24 protein-coding genes are annotated in these 20,258 nt (G+C 61.8%); 12 read left to right on the top strand and 12 right to left on the bottom strand.

Annotated elements, in window-relative coordinates; translation table 11 throughout:
* Nucleotides 1-40 precede the first annotated feature (40 nt).
* Nucleotides 41-1,105: an NAD(P)H-dependent flavin oxidoreductase gene (locus C4K38_RS17410; RefSeq protein WP_053279452.1), complete on the bottom strand. Its 1,065-nt coding sequence runs from the start codon at nt 1,103-1,105 to the stop codon at nt 41-43.
* A gap of 272 nt (nt 1,106-1,377) precedes the next feature.
* Between C4K38_RS17410 and acuI the strand changes: the two genes are divergently transcribed.
* Nucleotides 1,378-2,361, top strand: a complete 984-nt coding sequence (gene acuI / locus C4K38_RS17405) for an acrylyl-CoA reductase (NADPH) (RefSeq protein WP_053279451.1) — start codon at nt 1,378-1,380, stop codon at nt 2,359-2,361.
* A gap of 48 nt (nt 2,362-2,409) precedes the next feature.
* A complete protein-coding gene (locus tag C4K38_RS17400) occupies nt 2,410-2,898 on the top strand; it encodes a GyrI-like domain-containing protein (RefSeq protein WP_053279450.1) in 489 nt (162 codons plus the stop codon).
* Here C4K38_RS17400 and ada read toward each other — a convergent pair.
* From ada to C4K38_RS17380, 5 genes are all read right to left on the bottom strand, one after another.
* A complete protein-coding gene (ada, locus tag C4K38_RS17395; RefSeq protein WP_053279449.1) occupies nt 2,862-3,938 on the bottom strand; it encodes a bifunctional DNA-binding transcriptional regulator/O6-methylguanine-DNA methyltransferase Ada in 1,077 nt (358 codons plus the stop codon). The two genes, C4K38_RS17400 and ada, sit on opposite strands and share 37 nt — an antisense overlap.
* 87 nt (nt 3,939-4,025) lie before the next feature.
* Nucleotides 4,026-4,700: a DNA oxidative demethylase AlkB gene (gene alkB, locus C4K38_RS17390; RefSeq protein ID WP_053279448.1), complete on the bottom strand. Its 675-nt coding sequence runs from the start codon at nt 4,698-4,700 to the stop codon at nt 4,026-4,028.
* The gene (locus C4K38_RS17385; RefSeq protein ID WP_053279447.1) at nt 4,690-5,406 is read right to left on the bottom strand and encodes a 2OG-Fe(II) oxygenase; all 717 of its coding nucleotides are present in this window, start codon (nt 5,404-5,406) and stop codon (nt 4,690-4,692) included. The genes alkB and C4K38_RS17385 overlap by 11 nt, the downstream gene beginning before the upstream one ends.
* Nucleotides 5,407-5,509: 103 nt before the next feature.
* Nucleotides 5,510-5,680, bottom strand: coding sequence for a hypothetical protein (locus tag C4K38_RS32325; RefSeq protein WP_164487010.1), 171 nt, complete (start codon nt 5,678-5,680; stop codon nt 5,510-5,512).
* 33 nt (nt 5,681-5,713) lie between these two features.
* Entirely contained in the window at nt 5,714-6,016 is a 303-nt protein-coding gene (locus C4K38_RS17380) for a DUF1883 domain-containing protein (RefSeq protein WP_007921735.1), read from the bottom strand.
* 176 nt (nt 6,017-6,192) lie between these two features.
* Here C4K38_RS17380 and C4K38_RS17375 point away from each other — a divergent pair, with 176 nt between their 5' ends.
* The 4 genes from C4K38_RS17375 (at nt 6,193) to C4K38_RS17360 (ending at nt 8,618) form a co-directional block, all read left to right on the top strand.
* Nucleotides 6,193-6,543 carry a hypothetical protein gene (locus tag C4K38_RS17375; RefSeq protein ID WP_053279446.1) on the top strand — a complete coding sequence of 117 codons (351 nt, stop codon included), beginning with the start codon at nt 6,193-6,195 and terminating at the stop codon, nt 6,541-6,543.
* Between the two features lie 184 nt (nt 6,544-6,727).
* On the top strand, nt 6,728-7,399 hold the full coding sequence (locus C4K38_RS17370) for a c-type cytochrome (RefSeq protein WP_053279445.1): 672 nt from the start codon (nt 6,728-6,730) through the stop codon (nt 7,397-7,399).
* A 68-nt stretch (nt 7,400-7,467) separates the two neighbouring features.
* Nucleotides 7,468-8,319 (top strand): c-type cytochrome, encoded by an 852-nt coding sequence (locus tag C4K38_RS17365; RefSeq protein ID WP_231998617.1) that lies wholly within the window; start codon nt 7,468-7,470, stop codon nt 8,317-8,319.
* Nucleotides 8,320-8,387: 68 nt separating this feature from the next.
* A complete protein-coding gene (locus tag C4K38_RS17360) occupies nt 8,388-8,618 on the top strand; it encodes a hypothetical protein (RefSeq protein WP_007921740.1) in 231 nt (76 codons plus the stop codon).
* 21 nt (nt 8,619-8,639) lie between these two features.
* Here the strand turns inward: C4K38_RS17360 and C4K38_RS17355 are convergent, their stop codons facing one another.
* Nucleotides 8,640-8,921: a hypothetical protein gene (locus C4K38_RS17355; RefSeq protein ID WP_025808615.1), complete on the bottom strand. Its 282-nt coding sequence runs from the start codon at nt 8,919-8,921 to the stop codon at nt 8,640-8,642.
* A gap of 154 nt (nt 8,922-9,075) precedes the next feature.
* Entirely contained in the window at nt 9,076-9,264 is a 189-nt protein-coding gene (locus tag C4K38_RS17350; protein WP_025808616.1) for a hypothetical protein, read from the bottom strand.
* Nucleotides 9,265-9,558: 294 nt separating this feature from the next.
* Between C4K38_RS17350 and galU the strand changes: the two genes are divergently transcribed.
* Both galU and gorA read left to right on the top strand, forming a co-directional pair.
* Nucleotides 9,559-10,398 carry a UTP--glucose-1-phosphate uridylyltransferase GalU gene (gene galU, locus C4K38_RS17345; RefSeq protein ID WP_009049342.1) on the top strand — a complete coding sequence of 280 codons (840 nt, stop codon included), beginning with the start codon at nt 9,559-9,561 and terminating at the stop codon, nt 10,396-10,398.
* Between the two features lie 131 nt (nt 10,399-10,529).
* Nucleotides 10,530-11,888 (top strand): glutathione-disulfide reductase, encoded by a 1,359-nt coding sequence (gene gorA / locus C4K38_RS17340; protein WP_053279443.1) that lies wholly within the window; start codon nt 10,530-10,532, stop codon nt 11,886-11,888.
* On the opposite strand, the gene C4K38_RS17335 is transcribed toward gorA, so the two are convergent.
* Nucleotides 11,885-12,919: a DNA-binding protein gene (locus C4K38_RS17335; RefSeq protein ID WP_053279442.1), complete on the bottom strand. Its 1,035-nt coding sequence runs from the start codon at nt 12,917-12,919 to the stop codon at nt 11,885-11,887. The two genes, gorA and C4K38_RS17335, sit on opposite strands and share 4 nt — an antisense overlap.
* 179 nt (nt 12,920-13,098) lie before the next feature.
* Here C4K38_RS17335 and C4K38_RS17330 point away from each other — a divergent pair, with 179 nt between their 5' ends.
* From C4K38_RS17330 to ahpF, 3 genes are all read left to right on the top strand, one after another.
* Nucleotides 13,099-14,037 carry a site-specific integrase gene (locus C4K38_RS17330; protein WP_053279441.1) on the top strand — a complete coding sequence of 313 codons (939 nt, stop codon included), beginning with the start codon at nt 13,099-13,101 and terminating at the stop codon, nt 14,035-14,037.
* Between the two features lie 151 nt (nt 14,038-14,188).
* Nucleotides 14,189-14,752, top strand: coding sequence for an alkyl hydroperoxide reductase subunit C (ahpC, locus tag C4K38_RS17325; protein ID WP_007921754.1), 564 nt, complete (start codon nt 14,189-14,191; stop codon nt 14,750-14,752).
* Nucleotides 14,753-14,875: 123 nt separating this feature from the next.
* The gene (gene ahpF, locus C4K38_RS17320) at nt 14,876-16,441 is read left to right on the top strand and encodes an alkyl hydroperoxide reductase subunit F (RefSeq protein WP_053279440.1); all 1,566 of its coding nucleotides are present in this window, start codon (nt 14,876-14,878) and stop codon (nt 16,439-16,441) included.
* A 163-nt stretch (nt 16,442-16,604) separates the two neighbouring features.
* Here ahpF and gloA read toward each other — a convergent pair whose 3' ends face one another.
* On the bottom strand, nt 16,605-17,126 hold the full coding sequence (gloA, locus tag C4K38_RS17315; RefSeq protein ID WP_053279439.1) for a lactoylglutathione lyase: 522 nt from the start codon (nt 17,124-17,126) through the stop codon (nt 16,605-16,607).
* Nucleotides 17,127-17,321: 195 nt separating this feature from the next.
* Here gloA and C4K38_RS17310 point away from each other — a divergent pair, with 195 nt between their 5' ends.
* Nucleotides 17,322-17,852, top strand: a complete 531-nt coding sequence (locus tag C4K38_RS17310; protein ID WP_053279618.1) for a DUF4946 domain-containing protein — start codon at nt 17,322-17,324, stop codon at nt 17,850-17,852.
* A 227-nt stretch (nt 17,853-18,079) separates the two neighbouring features.
* Here the strand turns inward: C4K38_RS17310 and C4K38_RS17305 are convergent, their stop codons facing one another.
* Together C4K38_RS17305 and C4K38_RS17300 are read right to left on the bottom strand one after the other, a co-directional pair.
* Nucleotides 18,080-18,445 (bottom strand): histone-like nucleoid-structuring protein, MvaT/MvaU family, encoded by a 366-nt coding sequence (locus C4K38_RS17305; protein WP_009044214.1) that lies wholly within the window; start codon nt 18,443-18,445, stop codon nt 18,080-18,082.
* Between the two features lie 245 nt (nt 18,446-18,690).
* Nucleotides 18,691-20,229: an EAL domain-containing protein gene (locus C4K38_RS17300; protein ID WP_053279438.1), complete on the bottom strand. Its 1,539-nt coding sequence runs from the start codon at nt 20,227-20,229 to the stop codon at nt 18,691-18,693.
* Between the last annotated feature and the right edge of the window lie 29 nt (nt 20,230-20,258).

Raw genomic sequence — 20,258 nt, 5'->3', positions numbered from 1 at the left:
TGGGAAGCGGGCCGCGAACGAGGTCGCGGCCCTGGGGCTTTTAGCCTCTGTTGAGCTTGGCCAGGGCTTGCTCGGCCAGCGTGCGGGTCAGCTCGAAGGCCGACAGCTCAAGCCCCAGGCGCAGGGCCTGACCGGCCCAGAGGCTGGCGAAGTCGGCGTCGTCCTTGGCGCGCAGCGGCATCAGCGCACCGCCCGCCAGAGGAAAGGCCGGGGCCAGCGGGCTGATTGGGCCGATCTCGCGCATCACCCGGTTGACGATGCCCCGCGCCGGGCGTCCGGTGAACAGGTTGGTCAGGGCGGTTTCGCTTTCCTTGGCGCTGCGCAGGGCATGGTGGTGGGCGGCACTGACCTTGGCTTCCGGGGTGAACAGGTAGGCGGTGCCCAGTTGCACCGCCGAGGCGCCGAGGGCGAAGGCGGCGACTATGCCGCGGGCGTCGCCGATCCCGCCGGCGGCGATCACCGGCACCTGCACCGCATCGACGATCTGCGGCACCAGGGCCATGGTGCCGACCTGGCTGTTGAGGTCCTCGCTGAGGAAAATCGCCCGATGGCCACCGGCCTCGTAACCCATGGCGATGATCGCGTCACAGCCGCGCTGTTCCAGCCAGATCGCTTCATCGACGGTGCTCGCCGACGACAGCACCTTCGCCCCGGTGGCCTTGACCCGCGCGAGCAGGGCCGGCTCCGGCAGGCCGAAGTGAAAGCTGACGATTTCCGGGTGCAACTCCTCCACCAGCTCGCAACTGAGGGCGTCGAAGGGCGCGCGGCTGCTGACCGGAGTTGGCGCATCGAAGTCGGCGCCGAGTTCGCGGTAGTAGGGTTCCAGGGCGTTTTTCCAGCGGGTTTCCCGTTCCGGATCGGGTGTCGGGTTCTGGTGGCAGAAAAAATTCAGGTTCAGCGGCGCGCGGGTCGCCTGGCGAATGCTCTGCACTTCCTGGCGAATCTGCTCGGGGCTGAGCATGGCGCAGGGCAGGGAGCCCAGGCCGCCGGCCTGGGCGGCGGCGATCACCATGGCAGTAGTGGTCGCGCCGGCCATGGGGGCCTGGATGATCGGCAATTCGATGCCCAGCAGGTCGAGAATACGGGTGTCAGGCCATTGGCTCATGTTGAATGATTCTCCGACGTCAAAAAGATAAGGACGGCAACCCGGGGTTTGTATCAGGAGATAGCCGATCAAGGCCAGTCGACTTTGGCCGCCACCTGGGTTGCCAGTGATAACGCTATCGCGGGCAAGCCTCGCTCCTGCAGACAGGACAGGGTGTGGGCGGTCTACGACGAAAAGAGCGTGGATTTTTCCCGCCCGGGCTGGGAAGGTGGGGGCTTTACAAGCTGAAGCTCAAGTTCGCGGCCCGGCCATGGGCCTATCGGGAGGCAGTGATGTTCAAGGGTATTTTGATCGAGAAAGACGACGCCGGTTATCGTGCGGCGCTGCGTGATATTGGCGAAGAGCAACTGCCCGAGGGCAACGTGACGGTGCGGGTGGCCTACAGCACCCTGAACTTCAAGGACGGCCTGGCCATCACCGGCAGCAGCCCGGTGGTGCGCAAGTTTCCCATGGTCCCGGGGATCGATCTGGCGGGCATCGTCGAAGACAGCAGCCACCCGGACTACCAGCCCGGCGACCAGGTGCTGCTCAACGGCTGGGGCGTGGGCGAAGGGCATTGGGGCGGCCTGGCGCAGAAGGCACGGCTGGACGGTGACTGGCTGATTCCCTTGCCCCAGGCGTTCAGCGCGGCCGAGGCCATGGCCATCGGCACGGCCGGGTACACGGCGATGCTCAGCATCCTGGCGCTGGAGCGCCACGGCCTGACGCCGAACCAGGGCGAGGTGCTGGTCACTGGGGCCAATGGCGGGGTCGGCAGCTTTGCCATCGCCCTGTTGGCCCGGCTCGGTTACCGGGTGGTGGCGTCCACCGGACGCACTGCCGAGCAGGACTACCTCAAGCGCCTGGGCGCCAACGAGATCATTGACCGCGCCAGCCTGTCCGCGCCGGGCAAGCCTTTGGCCAAGGAGCGCTGGGCGGCGGTGATCGACTCGGTGGGCAGCCATACCCTGGCCAATGCCTGCGCCAGCACCAAGGCCAATGGCACCGTGGCCGCTTGCGGGCTGGCCCAGGGCATGGATTTCCCGGCGTCGGTGGCGCCCTTCATTCTACGGGGCGTGACCCTGGTCGGGATCAACAGTGTGACCCAGCCCAAGGCCCGGCGAATCGAGGCCTGGCAACGCCTGGCCAGTAATCTGGACCCGGCCCTGTTGCCGTTGATCAGCCATGAGATCGGCCTCAGCGAAGCCATCGTCGCCGCGTCGCGCCTGTTGGCCGGCGAGTTGCGCGGGCGCGTGGTGGTGGATGTGAATCGCTGATACCGTGCGCGCCGGTCACCCAGATAAATGCCAGAAGGAGTGAGAAGCATGGATGTCAAACTGCGAGAGGTTCAGCCTTTCAGCGTTTCGGGCTTGCAGGTGCGTACCTGCAATGCCGACGAGCAACAAGCGGGCAGCGCGCGGATCGGGCCGATGTGGGAACGGTTTTTTGTCGAAGGCCTGTTCGACAGCATCGGCCACCGGCAGTCGGACTCGTTCATCTACGGCGTGTATTCCAACTATGAGTCCGATGCCTCGGGGCACTTCGATGTCACCGCCGGCGTGGCGGTGGGCGAAGGCAATGCCGACTATCCGTTGGTGCAGGTGCAGGGCGGCGAGTACCTGGCGTTCTCCGCCAAGGGGCCGATGCCCGACGTGGTGATCCAGACCTGGGGCCTGGTCTGGGCCTACTTCGAGGACAACCCGCAGGTCCGCCGGCGTTTCGCCACGGACTTCGAGGTGTACACCGGGCCGGAATCGGTGTCGGTGTACATCGGCATTCAAGCCTCGGACGAGCTCTCACGCTCGAGCAACTGACGCTTGCGCTCCACGCCCCAGCGGTAGCCGGACAGGTTGCCGTCGCTGCGCACCACCCGGTGGCACGGGATCACCACCGCCAGGCTGTTGGCGCCACAGGCCTGGGCCACGGCGCGAAAGGATTTCGGCGCGCCGATACGCTGGGCGATCTCGGCGTAGCTGGCGGTGCTGCCCGGCGGAATCTCCTTGAGGGCCAGCCAGACCCGCTCCTGGAACGCCGTGCCTTGCAGGTCCAGCGGCAGGTCGAGGCCAATGGCCGGCGCTTCGATAAACCCCACCACCTTGGCCACCAGTTGCTCGAAATCCTGGTCGGCGCCGATCAGGTTGGCCCGCGGGAATTTGTCCTGCAGATCCTGCACCAGGGCATTGGGATCGTCGCCCAGCAGGATCGCGCAGACCCCACGATTGCTCTGGGCGACCAGGATCGCGCCCAGGGAACACTGGCCGACGGCGAAGCGGATATCGGCGTTCAGGCCGCCGGCGCGGTAGTCGCTGGGTTTCATGCCCAGCAGTTGGTCGGCGGTTTCGTAGAAGCGGCTGTTGGAGTTGAAGCCGGCGTCGTACAGCGCATCGGTCACCGAGTGGCCGTGCTCCAGCTGGCGCCGCACCCGCCGCGAACGGTGGGCGCTGGCGTAGCCTTTCGGGGTCAGCCCGGTGGCGGCCTTGAATACCCGGTGAAAGTGGAAGCTGCTCATGCCGGCTTGCTCGGCCAGCTGTTTCAGGCTGGGCAGCGCTTCGGCCGACTCGATCTGCCGGCACGCGGCCGCTACCAGGCTGGCGTGATGCGCGGCCACCTGGGTCTGGTCGCTGGCGCTGCGTTTGCTTGGCCGGTAACCGGCGGCCTCGGCTTGTTCCGCGGTGTCGAAGAACTCGACATTCTCCGGCCGTGGCAGGCGCGACAGGCTGCTGGGGCGACAGTAGACCCCGGTGGTTTTCACCCCATAGACGAACTGGCCATCGGCGCTCGCATCACGGGCCAGGACGGCGAGCCAGCGGGGATCGCTTGCGGTGGTGGTGGGCTTGGGCTGGACCATGGTCATGGGCTCTATTCGGTGACGGATGTCGCTCAGATTAACCAAGGGCAGGGTGCCTGGCACTCCGAGTCTTGCGCTTGAATTCCCGCGGGATCAACCGGCCCGGCGAAAGGTCAGGTTGATGCGCCGTGGGCCCAGCAGTGGGTGCGTGCCTTCCTTGAGCGGCAACACGCCGTGATAACGCAGACGGTCGACGCCGCCCCAGACCACCACGTCGCCATGCAGCAGCGACACCCGCAACGGGCGATCGCTGCGTCGGTCGCCACCCAGCTGAAACACCGCCGGCAAGCCCAGGGAAACGGAGACGATCGGTGCGTGGTAGTCGCGCTCGTCCTTGTCCTGGTGCAGGGACATGCGGGCGCCGGGCACATAGTGATTGATCAGACAGGCGTCCGGGTCGAACCCGGCAAAACCGGCCTGGGTCGCGGCGGCCTGGGCCAGCTCGCGCAACACCTCGGGCATCGCCGGCCAGGGCTGGCCGCTCTGCGGATCGATGGCGGTATAACGGTAGCCGCTGCGGTCGGTGGTCCAGCCCAGCTGGCCGCAACTGCTCAGGCCCACCGACATGGTGAAGCCGCCCGGGGTGACCATCTGCCGGAACGGCGCGGCGCGCAGCACCCCACGCAGGGCTGGCAGCAGGCGTTCTACCCAGGGCAGGGCGAAGCCGCGAAGCACGAAGGATTGCGGGCCGATCTGCTCGGTACGGGGTGCCTGTTGCAGTTCGGGGTCGCCGAACAGTTCGGCGGTGAAGTTACTGTTACTGGGCATCGTGGAAGATCACTCCTAGCGTATGGCGGCGGCCGCTGTGCAGGCGGCTGACGCCATGGCGCAACGTCACCCGGTAATGGCCGCGCACGCCGGGTACAGGGCGATGATGCACGGCGAAGATCACTGCATCACCCTGCTTCAGACCAATGACCTGCGGCCGCGACTGCATGCGCGGGCGCTGTTCGGTGATGACGAATTCGCCGCCGCTGAAGTCGGTGCCGGGCTGTGACAGCAGGATCGCGACCTGCAGGGGAAATACGTTGTCGCCGTACAGGTCCTGGTGCAGGCAGTTGTAATCCTGCGGGCCGTACTGCAGCAACAAGGGCGTCGGCCGCTGCTGTCCGGTGGCGTGGCAGCGCTGGAGAAAATCCTCGTGTCGGGACGGGTACTGCACGGGGATATTCATCAGCTGGTTCCAGCGGTTGGCCAGCGGAACCAGGCGCGGATAGATCTGGCCACGCAATTCGGCGATCAGACTCGGCAAGGGGTAGGCGAAATACTGATACTCGCCGCGACCGAAACCGTGCCTGGCCATGACCACTCGCGAACGGAACAACTCGCTGTGGGGATACAAACTGCTGAGTTCATGACATTGGTCAGCGCTGAGCAGGTTGCCGATCACGGCGCTGCCGTCCTGGTCGAGCTGCTGCTCGATCGAGGGCCAGTCCAGGCAGGCGAGGCGTTGTTCGAGGGAGGGGGCGGACATGCTGGCGGTTCCCGGAGTAGAGACTGAGGTCCGCTATTCTGGGAAGCGCGCGGGCCGCTTACACTCCGCTGCTTGCGCTCGAATTCGTCACAGAAGCTGGGGCTTACAGCGCCTTGCTCACGCTGACGTCGCTGATGACGTCGTCGGTCTGGCCGTGCAGGGCTTCCAGCGCAGCCTTGGCTTCTTCCTGAGTGCCGTTTTCCAGCTGGGCGAACTCGAAACGGCGTTCGCCGTTGAGTTTGTATTTGATGACGTACTTGGTCGTTTGGGCCACGGTGATACCTGTTTGTCGCGGGCTGGGCGGGGTTCAGCGCAGTTTCGAGCTGGACCGGCGGATGATCTTGATCGAGTGGGTCAGGTTCGGCTTGCGGGTGACGCTGATGGGCCGGCGGTTGACGGTGTCGATGGTGATATTCCAGAAGCCGGTGCTCGGCGCGGTGATCTTGGCCGGGAACTTGTCGAACGCGCCGCCATGATAGGTGTGACGTCCGCCGTTCTTGAAGCTTCGGAAGTTGGCGTCGTTCATCAGGCGGATGTTGCAGACCTGGGAGCATTCGATGACGACGATATCGTCTTCGTTGAGGTGCTCGCGCTGGTGGATAAATTTCATGGGCGCCTCCAGAAGGGCTTTTGCTACAAAATCAAAACGATGGCGCAGTTTATCAGGCCGCGGCCGGCGGCTTTGACAATTTAAAACAGTTATTTGTCGATTATTCAGGATAAATCTGACTGATCCGGAGAAAAATGCCATTTCTGCGGTCGGACGGTCTTTAACGGAGGAAATGTATGAAGTGGGGTGTGTTGATTCTGGCCTTGGCGATCAGTGGTTGTGCGACGGTCTCGGACATTAACCAGACACTGCCCACCCTGAACGTGATTTCAGGGAAGAAGCCGCAGGAGTACGCCAAGTGCGTCAGCGACAAACTGGCTGACAGCCGTGGCCAGTTGCAGATCGAACCGCATAAGGACGGCATGCGCGTTATCGTTCCGCAGAAACTGTCGGCGGGGCCGACCGCGGTGTTCGATATCGAGGAGCGTTCCGGCGGCAGCAGTATCAAGCTGCATGAAAGCATGTCCAACGTGCCCATGCGTCCGGGCGATATTCGCAAGGCGGCGGAGGACTGCATTTCCGGCTGATAGCCGCGCGACTTTTCAACAGCCCGCCCTGGCCCGGATTTTCGTGGCGCAGGCGGGCTTTTTTGTGCCCGATGGCAAAGCAGGCTCGGTGGATTTCGCGTTGTAGCCAAAGGTCTATTGGCCTACTCTTTGTAGGCTTATATAAAATAAGCCTAAGCATATAACTAGAAAAATGGAGTTCGCCATGATCCCTATGGATCGAATACTGCTGAGCAGCCTGATGCTGTTTTTTGTCGCCAGTGCCCAGGCCGTGGATGGGCAGAAAGTGTTTACCCAGGGTGGGGCGCAGCCCGGTGCCACGGCGTGCCTGGCCTGTCATGGTGGTGATGGCCTGGGTTTGGCAGCCGCCGGATTTCCACGTCTGGCGGGATTGTCGGCGGGTTATCTGCGCAAGCAGCTGGAAGATTTTCGCAGTGGCGCGCGCAGCAACCCGGTCATGCAGCCACTGGCCAAGGCCCTGAGCGATGACGAGATCGACGCGGTCAGCCAGACCCTGGCGGCCATGCCGGCGCCCATTCCGGCACCGATCAACCGCAGTTCCGTGGCCGAAGGCGTGGGGGCGAGGTTGGCCCTGCGGGGTGCCTGGGAGCGGCAGGTTCCGGAGTGCGTGATCTGTCACGGACCGGGTGGCGTGGGTGTGGGAGACGCCTTTCCGCCGTTGGCCGGGCAGCCGGCGGCTTATCTGGTCGGGCAATTGAATGCCTGGCGCGACGGCACCCGTCGCAACGACCCGAACGATCTGATGGGACACATCGCCAAGGCCCTGAGCCCCGAGGAAATCGCCGCGGTGGCCGACTACTTCGCCAAGGCCGAAAGCCAGTTGGCCAAGGCCAATAAACAGGAGCCCAAGCCATGAACCGTGATCTTCTATTGGGCTTTTCCCTCGTATTACTGGCGACACAGGCTCATGGCGCTGCAGTCGCCATGGAGGACCAGTCGCAGTTGCGGGAGCCGGCGGTGGAGGCTGCCCATCCTCAGTATTTCCAGCCACCGGCGGAGAGCGAGCTGCCGGACAATGCCTACGGCAAGATGGTCCGCGACGGTTATGCGCTGTTCGTCGATACCAAGCGCCTGGCGCCGAAGTTCGTCGGCAATGGGCTCAATTGCAGCAACTGTCACTTGGATCAAGGGCGATTGGCCAACTCCGCGCCGCTGTGGGGCGCCTATCCGATGTACCCGGCGTACCGTAAGAAGAACAACAAGGTGAACACCTACGCCGAACGCTTGCAGGGCTGCTTCCAGTTCAGCATGAACGGCACGCCGCCGGCCGCCGACAGCTACGAGATCACCGCGCTGTCGGTGTATTCCTATTGGCTGGCGAGCAAGGCGCCGATCGGGGTCGAGTTGCCCGGGCGCGGTTACCCCGAGGTGCCGCCACCAGCCCAGGGCTATGACCTGGCCCGTGGCGAGCAGGTGTACCGGGCGCAATGCGCGGTCTGCCATGGCGATAACGGCCAGGGCCAGAAGGTCGGCGCGGACTATGTCATGCCGCCGCTCTGGGGCAAGGACTCGTACAACTGGGGCGCGGGCATGCACCGGATCAACACGGCCGCGTCCTTTATCAAATACAACATGCCCCTGGGCAAGGCCGGCAGCTTGAGCGACCAGCAGGCCTGGGACGTGGCGGCGTTCGTCAACCGCCATGAGCGGCCGCAGGACCCGCGCCTGGTGGAGGGCTCGATCGAGAAGACCCGGCTCAAGTTCCACGCCAACGACGGGGTCAATCTGTATGGCCAGACGGTAGATGGCGTGCTGATTGGCCAGGGCATCCGATAAACTGTCGGCCATTGTCAAAGATGCCGTCGAAATCCAGGTTTCGGCGGCATCGTTTTTTGGGAGAAAGCATGAAACGCGAAACAGTCCGGGAGAGGCATGCAGAGGGGCATATCTCTGCGACCCATGTGATTCAGAATCCGGCGAATTCCGGGGAATGGATAGTGTTCTTCAAGAAAAGCGCGGGGCGCAGCTACTTTCTTGTGGATGACAACGATGAAGTCGAGTCATTCGACCGGCTGGACGACCTGATCGAGACCATTCGCAACCTGGGCATCAAGTTTGCCGAGATTCATATGTAGGCAGGCCATGAGGGCCGCCTGCTATTTGCAAACCACCACTACGCTGCGGCTTTTGTAGTTGCCGACATCCGCCCCCAGGGTCTTGTCGCTTTCCTTGAGTGACGGCGTGCCATCGGTGCCGATGATTCGATAGCCGGTGCCGGCACAGGAAGCGTCGGCCTTTTCATAGCAGCTGGCCCAGGAGCTGGCTTCGCCGGAGCAATCGATGCTCAGGCCTTGCTCGCCGTTTTCCAGGTAGGTGTCGGAAACGGTGGCGCATCCGGTCAGGGCCAGTACCGCGGTCAGTGCCAGAAACTTGTGCATGGGTGTGGTCGTCGTCGAGAAGTTGAGCCCCGGGGGAGGGCTGGACACCCTTGGCGAGCGTCTGGGACGAGATGCTATAGCGAACTGCCACTGCGGTACAGATCAGCATGAAAAAGCCCTGCGCGGGGCAGGGCTCTTCGGTGCGGGGGCAGTCTCAGGCCTTGGGGCTGCGGCGCGCCGAGGCGTGGCCTGCCGAATCCTCGAACACCGATGCCACTTCGACCGCCATCGCCTCGCTGGCGAAAGGTCCGGCGACGTTTTCGCCCTGGGCACTGACCAGCCACCACTGGCCGTCTTTCAACTGCTTGATCTGGTAACCGTTTACGCTTTTTGTTGCCGACATCTATCTGCCTCGTTGGCGGGGTTCAAGGGCGCCATGATAGCGGGAAACGGGCCACAGCAAGAGTGCGGATCAGGGCTCAAGTGCAGAAAAGTTAAGGCCTTGCGGCCGGATGGCAGTTTACGGCGCGGGCTATCTGTACGATGCTGCGCAGCTATGTTCGCAGCCAGTGCGGAACTATCCGCGGCAATATTTCTCTTAGATGGCAGCGGTTAGCCAGCGCGGCCCATTGTAAGGTGCACGCGGCCTGATTAGACTGCGCCGAAATTCGTACGTACAGCCCTTTTAAGGACTCATATGATCAAGAAATGCTTGTTCCCAGCAGCCGGTTACGGTACTCGCTTCCTGCCAGCGACTAAAGCCATGCCCAAAGAAATGCTGCCGGTGGTGAACAAGCCACTGATCCAGTACGGCGTTGAAGAAGCCCTGGATGCCGGCCTGAACGAAATCTCCATCGTCACCGGTCGCGGCAAGCGCGCCCTGGAAGACCACTTCGACATCAGCTACGAGCTGGAAAACCAGATCAAGGGCACCGACAAGGAAAAATACCTGGTCGGCATCCGCAAGCTGCTGGACGAGTGCTCGTTCTCCTACACCCGCCAGACCGAGATGAAAGGCCTGGGCCACGCGATCCTGACCGGCCGCCCACTGATCGGCGACGAACCGTTCGCCGTGGTCCTGGCGGACGACCTGTGCGTGAACCTGGAAGGCGACGGCGTCCTGACCCAGATGGTCAAGCTGTACAAGCAGTATCGCTGCACCATCGTCGCGATCCAGGAAGTCGACCCGCAGGAAACCAACAAGTACGGGGTGATCGCCGGTGACCTGATCGGTGACGACCTCTACCGCGTGCGCAACATGGTCGAGAAACCGAAGCCGGAAGACGCTCCGTCGAACCTGGCGATCATCGGTCGTTACATCCTGACCCCGGACATCTTCAGCCTGATCGAACAGACCGAGCCAGGCAAAGGCGGCGAGATCCAGATCACTGACGCCCTGATGAAGCAGGCGCAGGACGGTTGCGTGATCGCCTACAAGTTCAAGGGCAAGCGTTTCGACTGCGGTGGCGCCGAAGGCTACATCGAAGCGACCAACTTCTGCTTCGAACACTTCTACAAGACTGGCAAAGCTTACTGATAGCCCGCTTCGTCCTTGTACTGAAAAGCCACCTTCGGGTGGCTTTTTCGTTTTATGCCCTTATGTAAATCCTCTAGCGCTGACCGCATGCGCATCTGCGGTTATGCTGTCAGCCTGCCTGGGAGAGTGAAATGGCCTACGATTTTGATCTTTATGTAATTGGCGCCGGTTCCGGCGGTGTGCGTTCGGCGCGGTTCGCCGCGGGTTTTGGCGCGAAAGTCGCGGTCGCCGAAAGCCGCTATCTGGGCGGTACCTGTGTCAACGTCGGCTGCGTGCCGAAAAAACTGCTGGTGTACGGCGCCCACTTCGCCGAGGACTTCGAGCAGTCCGCGGGCTTCGGATGGAGCCTGGGCGAAGCCGATTTCGACTGGGCCACGTTGATCGCCAACAAGGATCGCGAAATCAATCGCCTGAACGGCATCTATCGCAACCTGCTGGTCAACAGCGGCGTGACCCTGCACGAAGGTCACGCCAGGCTGATCGACCCGCATCAGGTGGAGGTCAATGGCCAGCGCTACACGGCCAAGCACATCCTGATCGCCACCGGCGGCTGGCCGCAGATCCCGGACATTCCGGGGCGCGAACATGCCATCAGCTCCAACGAAGCGTTTTTCCTCAAGGAGCTGCCCAAGCGCATCCTGGTGGTGGGCGGCGGTTATATCGCGGTGGAGTTCGCCGGGATCTTCCACGGCCTGGGCGCGGAGACCAAGCTGCTGTATCGCGGCGAGCTGTTCCTGCGTGGCTTCGATGGCGCAGTGCGCAAGCACTTGCAGGAGGAGTTGACCAAGCGTGGGCTCGACCTGCAGTTCAACGCCGATATCGAGCGCATCGAAAAACAGGCCGATGGCAGCCTGAACGTCACCCTCAAGGATGGGCGCGAGCTGGTCACCGATTGCGTGTTCTACGCCACCGGGCGGCGGCCGATGCTCGACAACCTGGGGCTGGAAAATACCGGGGTGAAGCTCGACAAGCGTGGCTTTATCGAGGTCGATGAGCAGTACCAGAGCGCCGAACCGTCGATCCTGGCGATTGGCGATGTGATCGGTCGTGTGCAGTTGACCCCGGTGGCCCTGGCCGAAGGCATGGCCGTGGCGCGGCGCCTGTTCAAGCCGGAGCAGTATCGTCCGGTGGACTACAACATGATCCCGACCGCGGTGTTCAGCCTGCCGAACATCGGCACCGTCGGCCTCACCGAAGAACAGGCGCGGGAAGCGGGGCACCAGGTGCAGATCTTCGAAAGCCGCTTCCGGCCGATGAAGCTGACCCTGACCGAATGCCAGGAGCGCACGCTGATGAAGCTGGTGGTGGATGCCGACACCGACAAGGTGCTGGGCTGCCATATGGTCGGCCCGGACGCCGGCGAGATCGTCCAGGGCCTGGCGATTGCCTTGAAGGCCGGCGCCACCAAGCGTGACTTCGACGAAACCATCGGGGTGCACCCGACGGCCGCCGAAGAGTTCGTCACCATGCGCACGCCGGTCGCCGGTTAAGCCTGCTCTGGCGGCTCCGGCCGCTGTTCTTCTGCCTCTGGCTCCGCCTCGGTCTTCGCGGCGGCAGCCAGTTGCAGGGCCTCCAGGCTAGCCTCGGCCTTGGCGGCGCGCAGTTCCAGTTGTCGATTGTCCTGCAGCTGTTGCTCCAGGTTCTGCTTGAACTCATGACTCTCCAGCAAGGCGACGCGCAGGCGTTCCTGGAGGAGGGTGTGTTCGCTGTTCAGGCGGCTGGATTGCTCCATCAGCTGGCCAAGCTTGCCGTCAGCCTTCTGTACCTGTTCCTGCGCCTGGCGCAATTCCTTCTGGGTGGCGCGCTGCTCGCTGGTCAGGCGCTCATTGTCGCGGTGCAACTGGGTGATCTCATCCTGGCGTACCAAGGCACTTTGCTGGGCCTGGCGCAGTTCCTGTTGCACTTGCTGCAGTTGGCCTTCATGGCGGCGCTGGTCCTGTTCGCGCTGCTCCTTGACCGCGCTGCGGTAGTGCTCGAGGGCGTCCCGGGCGTGCAGGTGCTTTTCTTCCAGCGAGCGAATCTGCTCGTCCTTGTCTTTCAGGCGCAACTCGAAGTCCGCCAGGGCCTGGTTCAGCCCGGCATTGCGGGTCTGTTCGCTCTGCAGCATGGAGCGGGTCTCCTGCAGCAGGGCGCTTTCGCCGGCCAGGGCTGACGCCTGGGTCTGTAGTTGCTGCCGCAACTGGGCCTGTGCCTGTTCGGCCGCGGCCTGCTGCGCCACCAGTTCCTGGTTCATTTCCTCCACTTGCGCCCGGGCCTGCTCCACCGGCTCCTGGGCCTGTTCGCGCAGGCGTTGGGCCATGCGCTGGACCAGTTCCGTCAGCTCTTCTTCCAGGGCTTCCTGGGGCGCGGCGCGGCGGGCTTCGCTCTGCTCCAGCTCCTTCAGGTAGCGGTGGATGGTGGTTTTCGAGCCGGTATTGCCCATTTCGATGCGCACCGCATCGATGCTGGGGTGTTCGCCGCGGGCGAGGATTGCCGAACGGGCGATTTGCACCACCGCCTTGTTAACGCCGCCACGAGCCATGGAATCTCCTACGATTACGTACTTTTTTACGTGGTATGTATAAAGTGTAATTGTACAATAAAAACAAAGATAAATATTCAAAATATTGACATGGGATATACTGGTATTACCCCGTGTCATAGCCAGGTTGCCCTGTTTCAACCCGCCATTTCCGTACCGCAACACGAGTCGAACACGCCATGAGTGAACTGGATCGTTATCTGCACGCCGCGACGCGTGACAACACCCGGCGCAGTTACCGGGCGGCCATCGAGCATTTCGAGGTGACCTGGGGCGGGTTTCTGCCGGCGACCAGCGACAGCGTGGCGCGTTATCTGGTGGCGTACGCGGGGGAGCTGTCGATCAACACCCTGAAGTTGCGGCTCTCGGCCCTGGCGCAGTGGCACAACAGCCAGGGGTTCGCCGATCCGACCAAGGCCCCGGTGGTGCGCCAGGTGTTCAAGGGCATTCGCGCGCTGCACCCGGCGCAGGAGAAACAGGCCGAGCCCTTGCAGTTGCAGCATCTGGAGCAGGTGGTGGCCTGGCTGGAGCAGGAAGCCGCACAGGCCCGGCTCGATGACAACCAGCCAGCGCTGCTGCGGGCGCGGCGTGACAGTGCGCTGATTCTCCTGGGGTTCTGGCGTGGCTTTCGCAGTGACGAATTGTGCCGGCTACGGATCGAGCATGTGCAGGCGGTGGCGGGCTCCGGCATCAGCCTGTATCTGCCCCGCAGCAAGAGCGATCGCGACAACCTCGGCAAGACCTGGCACACCCCGGCGCTGCGCCGGTTGTGCCCGGTCCAGGCCTATATCGAGTGGATCAACGTCGCCGCCCTGGTACGTGGCCCGGTGTTTCGTGGCATCGACCGCTGGGGCCATCTGAGCGAGGAGGGCCTGCACGCCAACAGCGTGATTCCGTTATTGCGCCAGGCCCTGGAGCGCGCCGGGGTCGCCGCCGAGCAATACACCAGCCACTCCCTGCGCCGCGGTTTTGCCACCTGGGCCCATCGCAGCGGCTGGGACCTCAAGTCGCTGATGAGCTACGTCGGCTGGAAGGACATCAAGTCGGCCATGCGTTACGTTGAGGCCAGCCCGTTTCTCGGCATGGCCCTGACCCAGGAAAAGCCGGTCGGCGAGTAAATACACATTTCTTCTATTAATACTGCGCGCTAATAGCCAAACCTAATCAGCAGCATCAGCTTTGCCAATGAGCCTTGGCTGGGAGCATTGGTTAGGATTCTCCCCATCAAGTTTTCAACCCAAGTTTTTACCCACTGATGGAGAATCACCGATGCCTATCATCAACAGCCAAGTCAAACCGTTCAAAGCAACCGCCTTCAAGAATGGCGAGTTCATCGAAGTGTCGGACGCCACCCTGAAAGGCAAATGGTCCGTCGTGTTCTTCTACCCGGCTGACTTCACCTTCGTTTGCCCAACCGAGCTGGAAGACCTGGCAGACAACTACGCCGAATTCCAGAAACTGGGCGTGGAAATCTACAGCGTTTCGACCGACACCCACTTCGCCCACGCTGCCTGGCACAACACTTCGCCAGCCATCGGCAAGATCCGCTACACCATGATCGGCGACCCGACCCTGGCCATCTCCCGCAACTTCGACGTGCTGATCGAAGAAGCCGGTCTGGCTGACCGTGGCACCTTCGTGATCAACCCTGAAGGCCAGATCAAGATCGTTGAAATCAACGACGGCGGTGTCGGCCGTGACGCTTCCGAGCTGCTGCGCAAGATCAAGGCCGCTCAATACGTCGCTGCCCACCCAGGCGAAGTCTGCCCAGCCAAGTGGAAAGAAGGCGAGGCTACCCTGGCTCCTTCCCTGGACCTGGTCGGCAAGATCTAAGTCTGTGACTCGCTACAGCAGGGCGGATCGCCGCACCTAAGTCAGCTGCACCGCCCTCAAGAACGCCCGGGCGAGATTCGCTCGGGCGTTTTTTTTCGATCTGAATAAAAGGAAATCGCCCGTATGTTGGACGCCAATCTTAAAGCCCAGTTGAAGTCATACCTGGAACGGGTCACCCAGCCGATCGAGATCGTTGCCTCTCTCGACGACGGTGCGAAATCCCAGGAAATGCTCGAATTGCTGAAAGACGTTGCCAGTCTTTCCAGCCAGATTACCTTGCTCGACAACGGTAACGATGTACGTAAACCATCGTTCTTGATCAATCGCCCGGGAAGCGACATCAGCCTGCGTTTCGCCGGTATCCCCATGGGCCACGAATTCACTTCCCTGGTGCTGGCCTTGCTGCAAGTCGGCGGCCACCCCTCGAAAGCCAGTGTCGAAGTGATCGAACAGATCCGCGCCCTCAAGGGCGAGTTCAACTTCGAGACTTACTTCTCGCTGTCCTGCCAGAACTGCCCGGACGTGGTCCAGGCGCTGAACCTGATGGCGGTGCTGAACCCGAACATCCGCCACGTCGCCATCGACGGCGCGCTGTTCCAGGACGAAGTCAACGATCGCAAAATCATGGCGGTCCCCAGTGTCTACCTCAATGGCGTGAACTTCGGCCAGGGCCGCATGGGCCTGGAAGAGATCCTCGGCAAGCTCGACACCGGGGCCATCGAGAAACAGGCGGAAAAAATCAGTGCCAAGGACGCCTTCGACGTGCTGGTGGTCGGCGGTGGCCCGGCCGGTGCTTCGGCGGCGATCTACGCGGCCCGCAAAGGCATCCGCACCGGTGTCGCGGCCGAACGTTTCGGCGGCCAGGTGCTGGACACCATGGCCATCGAGAACTTCATCTCGGTCCAGGAAACCGAAGGGCCGAAACTGGCCAGCGCCCTGGAAGAGCACGTTCGCCAGTACGACGTCGACATCATGAACCTGCAGCGTGCCAGCGCGCTGGTACCGGCCAAGGAAGTCGGCGGCCTGCACGAGGTACGTTTTGAAAGCGGCGCGAGCCTCAAGGCCAAGTCGCTGATCCTGGCCACCGGTGCCCGTTGGCGCGAGATGGGTGTGCCCGGCGAGCAGGAATACAAGGCCAAGGGCGTGTGCTTCTGCCCGCACTGCGACGGTCCGCTGTTCAAGGGCAAGCGCGTGGCGGTGATCGGTGGCGGCAACTCCGGCGTCGAAGCGGCCATCGACCTGGCGGGTATCGTCAGCCACGTGACCCTGCTGGAGTTCGACAGCAAGCTGCGCGCCGATGCCGTGCTGCAACGCAAGCTGTACAGCCTGCCGAACGTCAACGTGATCACCAGCGCGCTGACCAGTGAAGTCAAGGGCGACGGCCAGAAGGTCACCGGCCTGGTGTACAAGGACCGCGATTCGGGCGAGTTCAACACCGTCGACCTGGAAGGGATCTTCGTGCAGATCGGTCTGCTGCCGAACACCGACTGGCTCAAGGGCACTGTCGAGCTGTCGCCCCGTGGCGAGATCATTGTCGATGCCCGTGGCGAGACTTCGCTGCCCGGCGTGTTTGCCGCCGGTGACGTGACCACCGTGCCGTACAAGCAGATCGTGATCGCGGTAGGCGAGGGCGCCAAGGCCTCGCTGAGTGCCTTCGACCACCTGATCCGCACCTCCGCGCCGGCCTGAGCCGACAGCGGAAAAAACAAAACCCCATGAGCCTTGGCTCATGGGGTTTTTTATTTTTCTGTAGGAGCGAAGCTTGCTCGCGATCAACGATGACGCGGTGGGTCAGACAAACCGCGTTATGCCTATCGCGGGCAAGCCTCGCTCCTACAACATTGGGTGTGGGTTACAGCGGTGCAGGCTGGATGATCTCAACCCAGTAGCCATCCGGGTCCTTGATAAAGGCCAGGCTCTTCATGCGACCGTCGTTCAGACGCTTCTGGAAATCGCAGCCCAGGGCTTCGAAACGTTCGCAGGCGGCAACGATATCCGGCACCGAAATGCAGATATGGCCAAAGCCGCGCGGGTCGGTGTTGCCGTTGTGGTAGGCGAAGTTCGCGTCGTGCTCGGTACCGTGGTTGTGGGTCAGCTCGAGGATGCCGGGGATCGACTTCATCCACTCGGTGCGGGCCGCGGCGTCGGCCGGGATCTGCGCCTTGTTCACCAGGGCCAGGAAATACAGGCTGAATTCGGCTTCGGGGAAGTCGCGTTTTTCCACCAGTGAGAAACCCAGGACCCGGGTGTAGAAGTCCAGGGATTTAGTGATGTCCTTGACCCGCAGCATGGTGTGGTTGAACACGAAGTGGGCGGTGGCGGTGTCAGGCTGGGCAGTCACGCCGGGGAAAGTATTGAGTTCGTGCAGGCTCATGGGCCCTCCGGAAAAGAAGTGGGCAAGAATATTCATGCTAATGAGCCCCTTGGCTTGCGGGGCTTCGGGCGTCCTTGCGGTCGGGCAATGATACGCAAGAGCGGCTGGGCGCACCAAACACAAAGCTACGAATCTGTTGCTCGATACTCCTGCCAGCCTCAGACTTCAGGGCTCGTCCCTTACGTGTTCATGACCATGCGCTTATCGTTCAAAACCCTGTGTCTGCTTGCGCCCTGTCTTCTGGTTCCGGCCCTGGCAGAGGCGGCGGACCCGGTGATCACCTGGCCCAGCGGCTGGCAGATCGAAGAGTTGCCGCAGGCAGCGACAGAAGAGCCGGCCAAGGTATTTCGCCAGCGCGCAGTGAAGAACGATGCCGGCGGCACGCCGTTGATGGTCATGGAGTTGACCATGACTCAAGTGGAAAGAGGGCATCAGGTCAATCTGCAAGGAGTCTTGCTGGAGATGCGCAAGTCGGTGCAGAAGGACTTCGGGCGCGGTGGTTATCAAAGTGTGTGTACGCGTATTCACGACACGACATTGAGTCGTCTGGCGGCGCTGGAAACCACTTGCACCATTACCGAGAACGGCCGTCATGTGTTGTCGCAAACACTGGTGGCTGCTGTCGATGGCGATAAGGCCTATGTATTGTCTTATGCCGGACAGGCTGCGGTTTATGCCGAAAGTCAGGAGGAGATCCGCGAGGTGCGAAGTAGCCTGAAACTTTAGTGGAGGGGGGCGATTGTCCTACGTCAATCGGCGCGGTTCGCGCCTTTGAACTAAGTACAAAGTTGTAGGATCAAGCGGGGGGATTGCTACGCAGGTGCAGTTCCGGCTGGGTGTTTATTGCCGCTCAGGCAATCTATGGGTTGCAACTTATTCGATTTCGAAACAAACAACCTTGGCTTAAAGGTAAAGACCCTGCATGGGCAGGGTCTTTTATATACATCGGTTTCTTAACCGCGCAGCCAGGAATCTACAGTGGCGGCGCCGTACTGTTCTTTCCAGGCTTTAAGACCACGATGGTTGCCGCCCTTGGTTTCGATCAGCTCGCCGGTGTGCGGGTTCTGATAAACCTTGACCACGCGGGCACGACGGGTTTTCGGTGCGCCCGAGAGCGGCAGAGCGGATTTGCCCGGATGAGGATCGAGAATGGCGATAATGTCGCGCAGGCTTTTGCCGTAGGTCTTCATCAGGCCCTGGAGCTTTTCCTCGAACTCGATTTCTTTCTTGAGTCCGGCGTCGTTCTTCAGGGATTCCAGCTGGGCGAGCTGTTCTTGAAGGGCCTTTTCTGCTGCACGAAATTCAGCGAGTCTGGACAATATCTTTACTCCAATAGTGTATTTGGCTGATACCAACCGCAAACAAAGCTATAAGCCAAGAGCCTTAGAACGACTCGATTATAATGGCCCACCTGTGAATCTTGTACAGGCATGAAAAATTGTAGTAGTTAATCTGGCGCAAGTAAATCACGTCGTTGTTGATGCACACAATTTGTCATCTTCTGATTCAAATTGGTGCGCGAAACAATTGCCGAGTTCAATAAATTTTCATTAAAAATGGCTATTTAGTGGCGCGCCAATGCTTGTAGGAACTCTTCCCCGGGCATCGGCCTGCCGAATAAGTAGCCCTGCAGGAAGTCGACGCCATGGGCGGCCAGATAGTCCTGTTGTTCCACTGTTTCCACGCCCTCGGCGACTATCCCCAGTTCGAGTTTGCCCGAGAGTTCGATGATGCTGTCGAGTATGTGCCGGGACAGGGCGTCGACACCGATCATGGCCACGAAACTCTGGTCGATCTTCAGATAATCGACATTGAACTTGCGCAAGTAACCCAGGCTTGAATGGCCGGTACCGAAGTCGTCGATGGCGATCATCACCCCCAACTTGTGCAGCTCCTCGAACAGGCTATGGGTGATCGCCGTCGGTTCCACCAGTTCGCGTTCGGTCAGCTCCAGGACCAGTCTCACCTTGCCCGGCGGGAACATGCCGAGAAACTCCCGGCAGTCCTCCAGCAGTTCCAGGTCCTGGCAATGGCTGGCGGTGATGTTGATGCCGATATGAAAGTCGTCGATGAAGGTATGGGCGTGGGGCGCGAGCAACAGGGCGGTCTGCTGCATCAGCGAACGGGTCATGGGCACGATCAGGCCGGAATGCTCGGCGAAGGGAATGAACAGGTCCGGACGCACCAGGCCTTCCCGGGGGTGTTTCCAGCGCATCAGCACTTCGATACCGGCCCACTGTTTAGTGTCGCCACGCACCACGGGCTGGAAGTACGGGATGAACTCCGCCGCTTCCAGGGCGCGTTGCAGTTCATGGCTGGGTGACGACGAGCGCTTTTGCAGCCAGTGGCCAAGGACCGCCGCCAGCACCCCGAAGAAGATCAGCAGGCTGAACAGGGCAGGGTACTGGGACTTCATGTAGAGCCAGATATCGCCCTCGGGGAACCCCGAGTTGACGCTGTAGGGGTAGCGCGAAGAAACCATCTGATAAGGGGCGACCGGGGCTGGTGGCGCGATGGATTGATGGACCTGGCCATCGTCGGCCAGCCAGTAGGGGCCGACTTGCAGCTGCAGCTCGGCAAAACGACTGATCAGGCGCAAAGCGTTGCTCAGGTGATAACCGTCGATGGTAGCCAGGACCGCGCGTTCGCCCTCTTGCAGGCGATAGACCAGCAGCGCGGTGTTGGGCGTGACCGGGTTGCCGTTCATCAACCACAGCTTGCCGTCGACATAGTTGGCCGGGTCCAGCGCGAACGAGGATGGGCCGAGCAGCGAGCTGCAGTAATTGTCATTGCGCCACACCAGATTGGTCGAGCGTACGAACGGGCGGCGGGTCACCTGCTCGCGCAGGGCCAGTTGCCTGAAGTCGTCGCAGGGTTGGCCGACTTGCACCATCAGCGACCGGGCGGCGATGTCGGTGTTGTCGAGCATCAGGTCGAACTGACGGATCGCTTCCTCGGCGGTCTGCTGGCTGCTGTGGATCAGCGCGCGCTCGGCCTGCATATAGAGGATGACCACGCCCAGCAGAACCGGCAGCAAGCCGATCAGCAGGGTCCACAGGTTGCGGGTGGAGCGTTTCAACGGGCCTTTGGCGGTCAATGGCATGGAGGAAAAACCTGTGGCGAAGTGGGGGC

The sequence above is a fragment of the Pseudomonas chlororaphis subsp. piscium genome (assembly GCF_003850345.1).
GTDB lineage: Bacteria > Pseudomonadota > Gammaproteobacteria > Pseudomonadales > Pseudomonadaceae > Aquipseudomonas > Aquipseudomonas piscium.
Note: the sequence above shows the minus strand (reverse complement) of the source record. Positions and strands in the feature narration are given on the sequence as shown.